Annotated in this window: 11 protein-coding genes; 9 read left to right on the top strand and 2 right to left on the bottom strand. The window is 62.4% G+C overall.

The window, feature by feature from the left end:
• Positions 1-13: 13 nt before the first annotated feature.
• Positions 14-664, bottom strand: coding sequence for a GNAT family N-acetyltransferase (locus L4G42_RS05030; RefSeq protein WP_237252042.1), 651 nt, complete (start codon positions 662-664; stop codon positions 14-16).
• Between the two features lie 221 nt (positions 665-885).
• Between L4G42_RS05030 and xthA the strand changes: the two genes are divergently transcribed.
• Both xthA and L4G42_RS05020 read left to right on the top strand, forming a co-directional pair.
• Positions 886-1698 (top strand): exodeoxyribonuclease III, encoded by an 813-nt coding sequence (gene xthA / locus L4G42_RS05025; protein WP_237252041.1) that lies wholly within the window; start codon positions 886-888, stop codon positions 1696-1698.
• Positions 1699-1976: 278 nt separating this feature from the next.
• Positions 1977-3323: a substrate-binding domain-containing protein gene (locus tag L4G42_RS05020; RefSeq protein ID WP_237252040.1), complete on the top strand. Its 1347-nt coding sequence runs from the start codon at positions 1977-1979 to the stop codon at positions 3321-3323.
• A gap of 68 nt (positions 3324-3391) precedes the next feature.
• Here the strand turns inward: L4G42_RS05020 and L4G42_RS05015 are convergent, their stop codons facing one another.
• On the bottom strand, positions 3392-4624 hold the full coding sequence (locus L4G42_RS05015; protein WP_237252039.1) for an acyl-CoA dehydrogenase: 1233 nt from the start codon (positions 4622-4624) through the stop codon (positions 3392-3394).
• A 157-nt stretch (positions 4625-4781) separates the two neighbouring features.
• On the opposite strand from L4G42_RS05015, the gene L4G42_RS05010 reads away from it, so the two are divergent.
• The 7 genes from L4G42_RS05010 (at position 4782) to L4G42_RS04980 (ending at position 13751) form a co-directional block, all read left to right on the top strand.
• Complete coding sequence (locus L4G42_RS05010) at positions 4782-5729, top strand: LysR family transcriptional regulator (protein ID WP_237252038.1); 948 nt, start codon at positions 4782-4784, stop codon at positions 5727-5729.
• Positions 5730-6124: 395 nt separating this feature from the next.
• Entirely contained in the window at positions 6125-6505 is a 381-nt protein-coding gene (locus L4G42_RS05005; RefSeq protein ID WP_237252037.1) for a MerR family transcriptional regulator, read from the top strand.
• Between the two features lie 54 nt (positions 6506-6559).
• Positions 6560-7459, top strand: a complete 900-nt coding sequence (locus L4G42_RS05000) for a hydroxymethylglutaryl-CoA lyase (RefSeq protein ID WP_237259407.1) — start codon at positions 6560-6562, stop codon at positions 7457-7459.
• A 689-nt stretch (positions 7460-8148) separates the two neighbouring features.
• Positions 8149-9312: an isovaleryl-CoA dehydrogenase gene (locus L4G42_RS04995; RefSeq protein WP_237252035.1), complete on the top strand. Its 1164-nt coding sequence runs from the start codon at positions 8149-8151 to the stop codon at positions 9310-9312.
• Positions 9313-9328: 16 nt separating this feature from the next.
• Complete coding sequence (locus tag L4G42_RS04990) at positions 9329-10936, top strand: carboxyl transferase domain-containing protein (protein WP_237252034.1); 1608 nt, start codon at positions 9329-9331, stop codon at positions 10934-10936.
• 17 nt (positions 10937-10953) lie between these two features.
• Positions 10954-11775, top strand: a complete 822-nt coding sequence (locus tag L4G42_RS04985; protein ID WP_237252033.1) for a gamma-carboxygeranoyl-CoA hydratase — start codon at positions 10954-10956, stop codon at positions 11773-11775.
• Complete coding sequence (locus L4G42_RS04980; RefSeq protein ID WP_237260600.1) at positions 11775-13751, top strand: acetyl/propionyl/methylcrotonyl-CoA carboxylase subunit alpha; 1977 nt, start codon at positions 11775-11777, stop codon at positions 13749-13751. The genes L4G42_RS04985 and L4G42_RS04980 overlap by 1 nt, the downstream gene beginning before the upstream one ends.
• Positions 13752-14122: the final 371 nt, after the last annotated feature.

The following is a 14122-nucleotide window of genomic DNA, read 5'->3' as shown; positions in this document are numbered from 1 at the left end:
GAGCTTGTGCGGCTCAAGCCACGTAACCCAATGAAACCTGGGGGTTTGGGTGGAAAAAGATGTGTTCTCGGACGGGTCCTACTTCCACCTCGCCGATTTCCTCGTAGCCCTGTCGTTGATAGAACTCAAGATAGTGGCCGTTGCCCGTGTCGAGGACGATGCCCTGGGAGTTCTTGTCCTCTGCGCACCAGTCATGCAATGCCAAGAGCAATTGCTCGCCATAGTGCCGCCCCTGAAAGTCAGGGTGAACACCGAACAACGGCAGCACATGAACCGCTTCCGAGGGCACGCAGGCCAGCACGGCGTCGTAATACTCCAGATAGCGCTGGGTGCAGCGCAGACCGGTGCTCATCAGCATGCGAATGCGCCAGGCCCAGCTTTCGGTGATGCCCAGTCGCCGCTGCGGAGGCGCAATCAGGGCAACGCCGACCAGACGGTCCGCGACGAACAGCCCCAACGCCGGCATTTCCTGAAGGAAATGCTGCTTGACCAGCGCACGGATGGTCGCCTTGACCCGGTGCTCATACCCGGATCGACCGGATTCGAACAGGTAGGCGAAGCTCGGCTCCTGACGGTAGGCGAGGTAGAGCAGCGCGCGGGTTTCGCGGGAGTAGCCGCTGTCGAGCTGACGGATCTGCGCCGTTTCGCTGGGCAGTTCAGGCATGGTGTTCGTCCTTTTGATGAGCCCCGCTGCGGCCGCTCGGGTGCGCTCGGGTGGTGGTCTTCAAGGGTTCGAGTCGCCGCCCGCCAGCGCAGTTCCCAGGACTTGGCCGTCGTTCAGAAATGCACACGTCTCGCTGGGGATCCAGTCGAGCGAACCGAGCGCTGGCCGTCGCCTGGCAGGTCGGCTAGCATCGCGGTTTGTTTTTGCCAGGACCGCCGCCCATGAAAATTGTGTCTTTCAATATCAACGGCCTTCGCGCCCGACCGCATCAACTGGCGGCGTTGATCGAGAAGCATCAGCCCGACGTCATTGGTTTGCAGGAAACCAAGGTCTCCGACGAGCAATTTCCCCAGGCCGATATCGAAGCGCTGGGTTACCACGTGCATTTCCACGGCCAGAAAGGTCACTACGGCGTCGCCCTGCTCTCGCGTCAGCCGCCGCTGTCGATTCACAAGGGTTTCGACAACGACGATGAAGACGCCCAGCGCCGTTTCATCTGGGGCACATTCGCCGATCGCAACGGTAATCCGGTGACGGTCATGAACGGCTATTTCCCACAGGGCGAAAGCCGTGATCACCCAACCAAGTTCCCGGCAAAGCTGCGCTTCTACGCGGATCTGCAGCAACTGCTGGAAACCAGGTTCAGCAATGACCAGCCGCTGGTGGTGATGGGCGACGTCAACATTTCCCCTGAGGACAGCGACATCGGCATCGGCGCTGACAACGCCAAGCGCTGGCTGAAAACCGGTAAGTGCAGCTTCCTTCCGGAAGAGCGCGAGTGGCTCGGCAAGCTCAAGAGCTGGGGTCTGGTGGACAGTTTCCGCCATCTGTACCCGGAAGTGGTCGATCAGTTCAGCTGGTTCGACTACCGCAGTCGCGGCTTTGAAGACGAGCCCAAGCGCGGTCTGCGCATCGACCTGATCCTCGCGTCCCACGGCCTGCAACCGCGCATCAAGGCGGCGGGCGTGGATTATCACCTGCGCTCCATGGACAAACCGTCTGACCACGCGCCGATCTGGCTTGAGTTGGAGTAATAAGCTGGCGACTGACCGGACAGCCACTCGCGGTGTTGGCCGTCGGTAGCGACGGCGCTGACAGTTGCGTTGGCTGGCCCACAGGTCTGTCAATGCCGCGATGCTGTAGGAGCCGGCTTGCTGGCGAACGCCTGCCGTCACTCGACATCTCCACACCGGAATGACCGTGTTCCCCAGCAAGCCGGCGCCTACGAAGTTCGTGGCAGGCCAGCTGTCATATGGCGGTCATCCCGCTGTCTTATTCTCCGGCAACTTCAAGTCATACAAAGATGCCGCACATGCTGCGCACTCGCGTTTTCCTTCTGCTTTCTTCATTGCTCGCCGTCGCAAGCCTAGCGAACGCGGCTGCCCTGCCCGCGCCGACTGACGGTTCGCCCGCCTTGCGCATCCAGGGCTCGAATACGATTGGCGCGCAGCTGGGGCCAGCGCTGGTCAAAGGCTTGCTGGTGCAGCAAGGCGCATTGTCGATTCAGGAACAACCCGGCGCGCACGCCAACGAGCTGCGTCTTACCGCCCAATTGCCCTCGGGCCAGAACGTCAGAATCGACATCGCTGCCCACGGATCGAGCACGGGGTTCGTGGCGTTGAAGGACGGCTTGGCCGATGTAGCGGCCTCCTCCCGACCCATCAAAAACACCGAGGCCATCGAGTTGGCGGCCTTGGGCGACCTGCGCAGTCATCAGGCCGAACAGGTGATCGCCATCGACGGCGTTGCGGTAATTCTTCACCCCGGCAACCCGCTGCGGGAGCTGAGCACGGCGCAACTGGCGAACATCTTTTCCGGAGAGGTCCGCGACTGGCAACAACTGGGCGGCGCTGCCGGAGCCATTCATTTATATGCGCGGGATCAGCAATCCGGCACGTTCGACACCTTCAACGAGCTGGTGCTGGCCAAGTCCGGCAAGACGTTGTCGAAGGATGCCAGGCGGTTCGAGTCCAGCGAGGAATTGTCCGATCAGGTCAGCCAGGACCGTCAGGGCATTGGCTTCATCGGCCTGCCCTACATCCGTCAGGCCAAGGCCGTGGCGATCATCGACGGCGAGTCAAAACCGATGCTGCCCACGGTCAGCCTGATTGCCACCGAGGATTATCCGCTGTCGCGCCGCCTGTATTTCTACCTGCCGCCCGAATCCCGGCAGCGCTGGGCCAAGGCGCTTGTGCGTTTCGCCCAAAGTCCACAGGGCCAGTCCATCGTCGCGCAGAACGGTTTCGTGGCGCAGACGGTTCAAGCAGTGAAAGTGCGGGCGACGGCGCAGATGCCGCTGGCGTATCAGGATCTGGCGCGTGAGGCCGAGCGGCTGTCGGTTAATTTCCGTTTCGCCCAGGGCAGTGCAACCCTCGACACCAAGGCGATGCTCGATCTCAAGCGCGTGGTCGAGTACCTGAAAGCCCATGACAAGCTTGAGCAGAAGGTCACGCTGGTAGGGTTTGGCGATGCCAAGAGCGACCCGGCGCGGGCGCAATTGCTGTCAAAACTGCGAGCCATGGCGGTGCGCCGGGAGCTGCTGAAACAGCAGGTGGTGCTGCGTGAGGTGCGCGGGTTCGGCGACGAAATGCCCGTGGCGGGCAATGATGGCGATGAAGGCCGGATCAAGAACCGCCGGGTGGAGGTTTGGGTGGAGTGAGGCGGATCAAGCCCGCCTGCATCCGTGCCAGCCACGTACGGCTGGCTGGCTGGCGACGACGTTGTCGGTCACCGATGTTCGCTGCGCATCATCTCCTTCGGCACGTACTTGCCGACCTCGAACTTCCCGATCGCTGCGCGATGGACTTCGTCCGGGCCGTCGGCCAGGCGCAGCGTGCGCTGCATGGCGTACATGTAGGCCAGCGGGAAATCGCCGGACACCCCCGCGCCGCCGTGCATCTGGATCGCCCGGTCGATCACCCGCAGGGCGACGTTCGGTGCGACCACTTTGATCTGCGCGATCTCGCTTTTCGCCACCTTGTTGCCCACGGTGTCCATCATGTAAGCGGCCTTCAAGGTCAGCAGGCGGGCCATGTCGATTTCCATGCGCGAGTCGGCGATCTTGTCGATGTTGCCGCCCAGTCGTGCCAATGGTCGACCGAACGCCGTGCGCTGCACGGAGCGTTTGCACATCAGTTCCAACGCGCGTTCCGCCATGCCGACCGAGCGCATGCAGTGGTGAATCCTTCCCGGGCCAAGGCGACCCTGGGCGATTTCGAAGCCGCGTCCTTCACCCAGCAGGACGTTTTCGTACGGCACGCGCACGTTTTCGAACAGCACTTCGGCGTGACCATGGGGCGCATCGTCGTAGCCGAACACCGGCAGCGGACGGACGATCTTCACACCGGCCGCGTCAGTCGGCACAAGAATCATTGAATGCTGCTGGTGACGCGGGCCGTCCGGGTTGCTCAGGCCCATGAAGATCATGATCTTGCAGCGCGGGTCGCAGGCCCCTGACGTCCACCATTTGCGGCCGTTGATGACCCACTCATCGCCATCGCGCACCGCCGTGGCGGCCATGTTGGTGGCATCCGAGGACGCGACGTCGGGTTCGGTCATGGCGAAGGCCGAGCGAATCTCGCCGCGCAGCAAGGGTTCCAGCCACTGCTGCTTTTGCGCGTCATTGGCGTAGCGCACCAGCACTTCCATGTTGCCGGTGTCCGGCGCGGAACAGTTGAACGGCTCCGGGCCCAACAGCGAGCGGCCCATGATCTCCGCCAGCGGTGCGTATTCGAGGTTCGACAGCCCTGCTCCGAGTTCGGATTCCGGCAGGAACAGGTTCCACAATCCCTCCGCTTTTGCCTTCGCCTTGAGCTCCTCCATGATCGCCGTCGGTTGCCAGCGGTCGCCTTCGGCCACTTGACGCTCGAACACCGGCTCGGCCGGGTACACGTAAGTGTCCATGAAGGCGATCACGCGCTCGCGCAGTGCCTGAACCTTGGGGGAGTAAGCGAAATCCATGGGGCAGTTGCCTTCTGTGAGGTGTTGTCAGGTCGTGATCCGATGCTAGAACAGCGATCCCCATTTATCTAACCTATTCTCGGCGTGTATAAACATTCATAACCGATATATGATTCGGCGCATTCCAAACAACAAGAACTGCACGAGGCGCACAGCAATGAACCTGAGCAAGGTCGATCTCAATCTCTTTATTGTGTTTGACGCCATCTATACCGAAGCCAACCTGACCCGCGCCGGCCAGATCGTCGGCATCACCCAGCCTGCCGTGTCCAACGCCCTGGCACGCCTGCGCGAAACCTTCAACGATCCCCTGTTCGTGCGCACCGCCCAGGGCATGGTGCCTACGCCCATGGCGCAGAACATCATCGGCCCGGTGCGCAATGCGCTTTCGCTGTTGCGCGTGTCGGTGCAGGAGAGCCGGATTTTCAATCCGCTGCAGGCCAACAAGAATTACCGCATCAGCATGACCGACCTCACCGAGGCGGTGATCCTGCCGGCGCTTTTCCAGCGGCTGCGGCGTCTGGCGCCCACCGTGACCATCGAAAGCTTTCTGTCCAAGCGCAGGGAGACGACCAAGGAGCTCGCGGCGGGCCGGCTGGACTTCGCTGTCGACGCGCCGCTGAACACCGACCCGCAGGTGCGCCACGTCAAGTTGATGGAAGACCACTACGTGTGCGCCATGCGCCGCGGTCACCCGCTGGCGAACAAGGATGCCATCAGCCTGGAGGATTACCTCGGCGTCGCGCACATTCACATCTCCAGCCGGCGCAGTGGTTTGGGTTATGTGGATCTCGCGCTCGGAAAAATGGGTATCCAGCGCAAGGTGGCATTGCGTTCGCAGCACTACCTGATGGCCTCGCAAGTGCTGCAGCAAACTGACATGGTGATGACCGTCCCCGAGCGCTTCGCACGGCGCAATGACCTGCATTTTGTGTACCTGCCGGTGAACGACGTCCCAACCGTGGAAACCCATCTCTACTGGCACGAAAGCACCGATCAGGACCCGGCAAACCGCTGGATGCGTGAGCAGATCATCGAGCTCTGCCAGTTGGTGACCGCGCAGGAGCGCAAGTTGGGCAAGACACTTGAGGCAGCGGTGAAATAAGCGTTCAGCGGCCCATGCGGTCAATGTAGGACTGTCTTTAGCCGGGAAGAGGCCCGTGTGAACACCGTCAATTCTGCGATGTGGCTGCTGGCGCCTTCCCGGCTGAAGCCGGTCCTACTATTGGAATGCGATCATCCAGTTAGAACGCGGTTGATGTAGGACCGGCTTTAGCCGGGAAGAGGCCCGTGTGAACACCATCAACTCTGCGATGTAGCTGCTGGCGCTTTCCCGGCTGAAGCCGGTCCTACTATCGGAATGCGATCATCCAGTGAGAACGCGATCATCCAGTGGGACCGGCTTTAGCCGGAAAGAAGGTAAAGGTATTGATCCGCCGCTTGACGTTAACGTAAAGCCCAACTTACGTTACGCCCATGCCTTCCGTATCGAGCACCGCCATGACTGCCACCACGTACAGCATTTCCGACCTCGCCCGAGAGCTGGACATCACCACCCGCACCATCCGTTTCTACGAAGAACAAGGCATGCTCAGCCCCGAACGGCGTGGGCAGGAGCGTGTTTACTCGGCCCGTGACAAGGTCACCCTCAAGCTGATCCTGCGCGGCAAGCGCATTGGTTTTTCCCTGGCGGAATGTCGCGATCTCATCGGCCTGTACGACCCCGCCGGTGGCAATCACAAACAATTGAGCACCATGCTGGAGAAAATCGCCGAGCGTCGCGCGCAGCTGGATCAGCAGCTTATGGATATTCAGCAGATGCAGCTCGAGCTCGACACCGCAGAGGAACGCTGTAAAGCAGCACTGGAAAACTCGAACTGATTCAAGCCGATAGCCCAACAACCTAAAGCCAAACCTTTCAGGAACGATGCCGATATGTCTCTCCCTCAACGTGTGCGTCTGGTTGAAGTCGGCCCTCGGGATGGCCTGCAGAACGAATCCAGCCCCGTCAGCGTCAGCGACAAACTGCAGCTGGTGCATGACCTCGCCGACGCGGGCGTCAGCTATATCGAAGCGGGCAGTTTCGTTTCGCCGAAATGGGTGCCGCAGATGGCCGGCTCCGCTGAACTGTTCGCCGGCATTCAGCGCAAGGACGGCGTGACCTATGCCGCACTGGCGCCCAACCTGCGCGGGTTCGAAGACGCGCTGGCGGCCGGTGTGAAGGAAATCGCCGTGTTCGCCGCCGCCTCGGAGTCGTTCTCCCAGCGCAACATCAACTGCTCGATCAGCGAGAGCCTGGACCGGTTTCTGCCGATCATGGAGGCCGCGCGCCTGCACGGCATCAGCGTTCGCGGCTACGTGTCCTGCGTGCTGGGTTGCCCCTATGAAGGTGATATCTCGCCGAAGCAAGTGGCGGCAGTCGCCAACGAGCTGTATGCCATGGGCTGCTACGAGGTGTCCCTTGGCGACACCATCGGCACCGGCACGCCGGGCGCCACTCGCACGCTGTTCGACGTGGTCGCCGGCCAGATCCCCCGCGGCAAGCTGGCCGGGCACTTCCACGACACCTACGGCCAGGCGCTGGCCAACATTTACGCCAGCCTGCTGGAAGGCATCCAAGTGTTCGACAGTTCCGTGGCCGGCCTCGGCGGCTGCCCCTACGCCAAAGGCGCCACCGGCAACGTGGCCAGTGAGGACGTGGTTTACCTGCTGAATGGCCTCGGTATCGAGACCGGTATCGATCTGGACACGCTTATCGCGGCCGGTCAACGCATCAGCGACACCCTCGGTCGGGCGAACGGCTCGCGGGTGGCAAAGGCACGTCTGTCGGCCTGATGTGCGACAAGTTGTCACAGAGTGTTACCCTGCCCGCCATCGCGTCCAGGAAAACGGGTAACACGGAAACACCTGGCCATGGATTCAGCAGTGAATCCAGGACGGTGAAATCCGCAAAGCCCCGGAATCCGGGAACTCTGAAAAGTTGGCATGGCTTCTGCTATGTCTTACATACAACAAAAATAACAAATGCAATAACCCAATAAAAACAAAACGTATCGGCTCTGACATAACAAGAACAACACGGACAGAGACGCAGCTAACTGATTTTTTTGGAGTGGATCGCTCTACTTGAGGCCTTGGCCTCACGACTGGACTGAGAACAATAAAACTGCGTTCAGGCAGCTACCAGACGAGTCGGATCGAAAGATCGAAGCGGATCAGCGCTCAAAAAAATACGTTTGCTCTTGGCCCCGTTTGGGGGTCGCTCAGAAAAGCAAAAAAGGCTGGTCGCCAAAAACAAAAACAGGCCACCTAACAATAAAAACGAGCATGCAATCGAACTTGAAGGGGAGCCCAGGCTCCCCTTCGTGCTATCCGGCATTTGTAAACCTCTCCCCCTTCATTCATTCCCCGGGCCAACGCCTCGTTCCCGTTGACATCAGCATGAGTGCAGGCTTACGTTAACGTAAAGGTGCACATCATCTTCCCCCCTGACAGCCCTCCAATAACAACACGGGATGCAGTCCATGAATTACCCCACGCTCAACTTCGGCCTCGGCGAAACCCTCGACATGCTGCGCGACCAGGTGCGCGCCTTCGTCGCTGCCGAGCTTGCCCCGCGCGCTGCACAGATCGACAAAGACAACCTCTTTCCCGCCGACATGTGGCGCAAATTCGGCGACATGGGTCTGCTGGGCATCACCGTCGATGAGGAGTACGGCGGCGCGGGCCTCGGCTACCTGGCCCATGTCATCGCCATGGAAGAAATCAGCCGGGGTTCTGCCTCCGCGGCGCTGTCCTACGGCGCCCATTCAAATCTCTGCGTCAACCAGATCAACCGCAACGGCACGCCCGAACAGAAAGCCCGCTACCTGCCCAAGCTGATCAGCGGCGAGCACGTCGGCGCTCTGGCGATGAGCGAGCCCAACGCCGGTTCCGACGTGGTATCGATGAGGCTGCGCGCCGACCGACGCGGCGAGCGTTTCGTGCTCAACGGCAGCAAGACCTGGATCACCAACGGCCCTGACGCCAATACTTACGTGATCTACGCCAAGACCGACCTGGAAAAAGGCGCCCATGGCATCAGCGCGTTCATCGTCGAGCGCGACTGGCACGGCTTCTCGCGGGGCAACAAGTTCGACAAGCTCGGCATGCGCGGCTCCAACACCTGCGAGCTGTTCTTCGATGACGTCGAGGTGCCCGAAGAAAACCTGCTCGGCGCGCTCAACGGTGGTGTGAAGGTGCTGATGAGCGGCCTGGATTACGAGCGCGTCGTGCTCTCGGGCGGCCCGGTCGGGATCATGCAGGCGTGCATGGACGTGGTGTTGCCGTACATTCACGACCGCAAACAGTTTGGCCAGAGCATCGGCGAGTTCCAGCTGATCCAGGGCAAGGTCGCCGACATGTACACCCAGCTTAACGCCAGCCGCGCCTACCTGTACGCGGTGGCCCAGGCCTGCGAGCGCGGCGAGACCACGCGCAAGGACGCCGCCGGGGTGATCCTCTACGCCGCAGAACGGGCGACGCAATTTGCCCTGGAGACCATCCAGATTCTCGGCGGCAACGGCTACATCAACGAATTCCCGGCCGGACGACTGCTGCGCGACGCCAAGCTCTACGAGATCGGCGCTGGCACCAGCGAGATCCGCCGCATGCTGATCGGTCGTGAGCTGTTCAACGAAACCCGCTGACAGCGCCGGAGGCCCCATGACCACTCTGCACACCCAGATCAACCCTCGCTCGCCGGAATTCGCCGCCAACAGCGACGCCATGCGCAAGCAACTTGACGCGCTGCACAGCCTGCTCGATCACGTCCAGCGCGGCGGCGGTGCCAAGGCGCAGGAACGCCATACCTCCCGGGGCAAAGTGGTGCCCCGGGAGCGAATCAATAGCCTGCTCGACCTCGGTTCGCCCTTCCTCGAACTCAGCCAGCTCGCCGCCCATGACGTGTACGGCGAAGACGTCCCGGCCGCAGGGCTCATCGCCGGGATCGGTCGGGTGGAAGGCGTCGAATGCATGATCATCGCCAACGACGCGACGGTGAAAGGCGGCACGTATTACCCGCTGACCGTGAAAAAACACCTGCGCGCCCAGACCATCGCCCAGCAGAATCGCTTGCCGTGCATCTACCTGGTGGATTCCGGTGGGGCCAACCTGCCACGCCAGGACGAGGTGTTCCCGGACCGCGAGCACTTCGGCAGGATATTCTTCAATCAGGCCAACATGAGCGCCGAGGGCATCGCGCAGATCGCGGTGGTCATGGGCTCGTGCACCGCCGGCGGCGCTTATGTGCCGGCCATGGCTGACGAAACCATCATGGTCCGCGAGCAGGCGACGATCTTTCTCGCCGGGCCGCCGTTGGTGAAAGCCGCCACGGGCGAAGTGGTCAGCGCCGAAGACCTCGGCGGGGCCGACGTGCACTGCAAGGTCTCCGGGGTGGCCGATCACTACGCCGACAGCGACGACCATGCGCTGGCGCTGGCACGGCGCTGCGTGGCCAACCTGAACTGGCGCAAGCTCGGCCAGCTACAGACCCGCCCGCCCCAGGCGCCGCTGTATGCGGATGACGAGTTGTACGGCGTGATTCCGGCAGACGCCAAGCAGCCGTTCGACGTGCGCGAAGTCATCGCGCGGCTGGTCGACGTATCGATTTTCGATGAATTCAAGGCGCTGTTCGGCACCACGCTGGTCTGCGGCTTCGCCCATCTGCACGGCTACCCGATCGCCATCCTCGCCAACAACGGCATCCTCTTCGCCGAATCGGCGCAGAAAGGCGCGCACTTCATCGAACTGGCCTGCCAGCGCGGCATTCCGCTGTTGTTTCTGCAGAACATCACCGGCTTCATGGTCGGCCAGAAGTATGAGGCCGGCGGCATCGCCAAGCACGGCGCCAAGCTGGTTACCGCCGTCGCCTGTGCGAAAGTGCCGAAGTTCACGGTGATCATCGGCGGCAGCTTTGGCGCGGGTAATTACGGCATGTGCGGCCGCGCCTACGACCCGCGCTTTCTGTGGATGTGGCCCAACGCGCGCATCGGCGTCATGGGCGGCGAACAGGCCGCCGGGGTGCTGGTGCAGGTCAAGCGTGAACAGGCCGAACGCAGCGGCCAGACGTTTAGCGCCGAGGAAGAGGCGGCCCTGCGCCAGCCGATCCTCGATCAGTACGAGCATCAGGGCCATCCCTGGTATTCCAGCGCCCGGCTGTGGGACGACGGCGTCATTGACCCCGCACAGACCCGCGACATTCTCGGCTTGGCCATCAGCGCCTCGCTCAACGCCGCCATCGAACCGACCCGCTTCGGCGTGTTCCGGATGTGACCCGAGAGAATCGCCCCATGAATGATTTTGTCACCCTCGACATCGCCCTCGACCCACGAGGGTTCGCCACGCTCTGGCTCAACCGGCCGGAGAAAAACAACGCCTTCAACGCGCAGATGATTCGCGAGCTGATCATCGCCCTGGACCAGTTGCAGCGGGACGACAGCCTGCGTTTTTTGCTGTTGCGCGGACGCGGCCGGCACTTCAGCGCCGGCGCCGATCTGGCCTGGATGCAGGAGTCGGCCAACCTCGACTACAACACCAACCTGGGCGACGCCCGCGAACTGGGCGAGTTGATGTACAACCTCGCCAAGTTCAAGGCGCCAACCCTGGCGCTGGTGCAAGGCGCCGCCTATGGCGGCGCGCTGGGCCTGATCAGTTGCTGCGACATGGCCATCGGCGCCGAAGACGCGCAGTTCTGCCTGTCGGAAGTGAAGATCGGCCTCGCCCCGGCGGTGATCAGCCCGTTCGTGGTGCAAGCCATTGGCGAGCGTCACGCGCGACGCTATGCACTGACCGCCGAACGGTTCGACGGCACCCGGGCGCGGGAAATCGGCCTGCTGGCCGAGTGTTACCCCGCCGCCGAGCTGGAACAGCACCTGGAAGACTGGATTGCCAACCTGCTGCTCAACAGCCCCCAGGCCATGCGCATCAGCAAAGACCTGCTGCGCGAAGTCGCCGACGGTGAGCTGACCCCTGCCCTGCGCCGCTATTGCGAGAACGCCATTGCACGCATCCGCGTCAGCGCCGAAGGCCAGGAAGGTCTGCGGGCGTTTCTGCAAAAGCGCGAACCTGCCTGGCGGGTCGAGCCCCGCACCCCACAAGGAGAGTCGCACTGATGAGCGTCCCGCACACACAACCGCTGAATTCGGTGCTGATCGCCAACCGTGGCGAAATCGCCTGCCGGGTCATGCGCACGGCCAAGGCCATGGGAATGACCACCGTTGCCGTGCACAGCGCCACCGACAGCAATGCGCGGCACGTCCGCGAGGCTGACATCGCGGTGAACCTCGGTGGCAGCAAGGCCAGCGAGAGCTACCTGCAAATCGACAAGCTGATCGAGGCCGCCAGGGCCAGTGGCGCCCAGGCCATCCACCCCGGTTATGGGTTTCTCTCGGAAAACGCAGGCTTTGCCCGCGCCGTGGAACAGGCCGGCCTGATTTTCCTCGGCCCGCCCGCCTCGGCCATTGACGCCATGGGCAGCAAATCGGCGGCCAAGTCGCTGATGGAAACCGCTGGCGTGCCGTTGGTGCCCGGTTATCACGGCGACGCGCAGGACGCCGCGACCTTCCGCGAAGCGTCCGCCCGCATTGGCTACCCCGTGCTGCTCAAGGCCACGGCCGGCGGTGGCGGCAAGGGCATGAAGGTGGTCGAGCGAGAGGAGGATCTGGCCGAAGCGCTGGCGTCGGCGCAACGCGAGGCACAGTCCTCGTTTGGCGATTCCCGCATGCTCGTCGAAAAATACGTGCTCAAGCCGCGCCACGTGGAGATTCAGGTGTTTGCCGACCAGCACGGCCACTGCCTGTACCTCAACGAGCGCGACTGTTCGATCCAGCGCCGTCATCAGAAGGTCGTCGAAGAAGCCCCCGCACCGGGCCTGACACCGCAGATGCGTCAGGCCATGGGCGAAGCGGCCGTGCGTGCGGCTCAGGCGATCGGTTACGTTGGCGCCGGCACGGTGGAGTTTCTGCTGGACGCCCGGGGCGATTTCTTCTTCATGGAAATGAACACGCGTTTGCAGGTCGAGCACCCGGTGACCGAAGCGATCACCGGGCTGGACCTGGTGGCCTGGCAGATTCGCGTGGCTCAGGGCGAGCCGCTGCCGATCACCCAGGCCGAAGTCCCGCTGAACGGCCACGCGATTGAAGTGCGGCTGTATGCCGAAGACCCCGCCAACGATTTTCTGCCTGCCACCGGGACGTTGGACTTGTATCGCGAATCGGGCTCGGGGCCGGGGCGTCGCGTGGACAGCGGCGTGGCGGAAGGTGACGAAATTTCGCCGTTCTACGACCCGATGCTCGGCAAGTTGATTGCCTGGGGCGAGACCCGCGAAGAAGCGCGCTTGCGATTGCTGGCGATGCTCGACGAATTCGCCATCGGCGGTCTGCGCACTAACCTCGCGTTTCTGCGCCGCATCATCGCGCACCCGGCCTTCGCCGAAGCGGAGCTGGACACCGGGTTCATCCCTCGTTATCAGGACGATCTGCTGCCGCCGGACGAGGGCTTGACGGAGGAGTTCTGGCAGTTGGCGGCGCAGGCGTACCTGAACACCGCGCCAGTGACCGTCAGAACCGACGATACCCATTCGCCCTGGTCGACCCGCAACGGTCTGCGCCTCGGCGGCCCTGGCGAAGTGACGTTGCACCTGGCGTGTGGTACGCAGAGCCGAAGCATTGTGCTGCGCGGTGATCCGCCGCACGGCGTTCGGCTGAACGGCGAGCGCTTGTTGATCGAGCAGGACGGCGTGCGCCGGCAGACAATTGCAATCCGTCGGGCCGACACCCTGTACCTGCGCTGGCAGGGCGACCTGCACGCGATCCGCCCGGTTGACCCGATTGCCGAAGTGGATTCGAGCCACGGCCACCAGGGCGGACTCACCGCGCCCATGAACGGCAGCATCGTTCGGGTGTTGGTCAGCGTGGGCGAACAGGTGCAGATCGGCACGCCGCTGGTGGTGCTGGAAGCGATGAAGATGGAACACAGCATCCGCGCGAACACGGCGGGCACCGTTGCAGCGCTGTATTGCGCCGAAGGCGAGATGGTCAAGGAAGGGACGGTGCTGGTGGAGCTGGCCGCTGTGGTGGACGGCGAATGATCTGCCGCTGGCTGGCTGCAATCTAATGCAGGACCGGCTTTAGCCGGGAAGACGTCGGTCATGACACCGCGAAATTGAGGATGGCAATACCGGCCTCTTCCCGGCTAAACCCAGTCCCACTAAAACAATGCGTGCATCCAGCGGAGATTCGGCGCGAACACGAATGTAGGACCGGCTTTAGCCGGGAAGACGTCGGTCATGACACCACGAAATCGAGGCTGGCAATACCGGCCTCTTCCCGGCTAAAGCCGGTCCCACTAAAAGCATCGCGTGCATCCACCGGAGATTCGGCGCGAACACGAATGTAGGACCGGCTTTAGCCGGGAAGACGTCGGTCATGACACCGAGAAATCGGGGTGGCAATACCGGCC

Source organism: Pseudomonas petrae (assembly GCF_021728295.1).
In the GTDB taxonomy this organism is placed as follows: Bacteria; Pseudomonadota; Gammaproteobacteria; order Pseudomonadales; family Pseudomonadaceae; genus Aquipseudomonas; species Aquipseudomonas petrae.
This window is presented reverse-complemented; position numbering and strand designations above follow the sequence as displayed.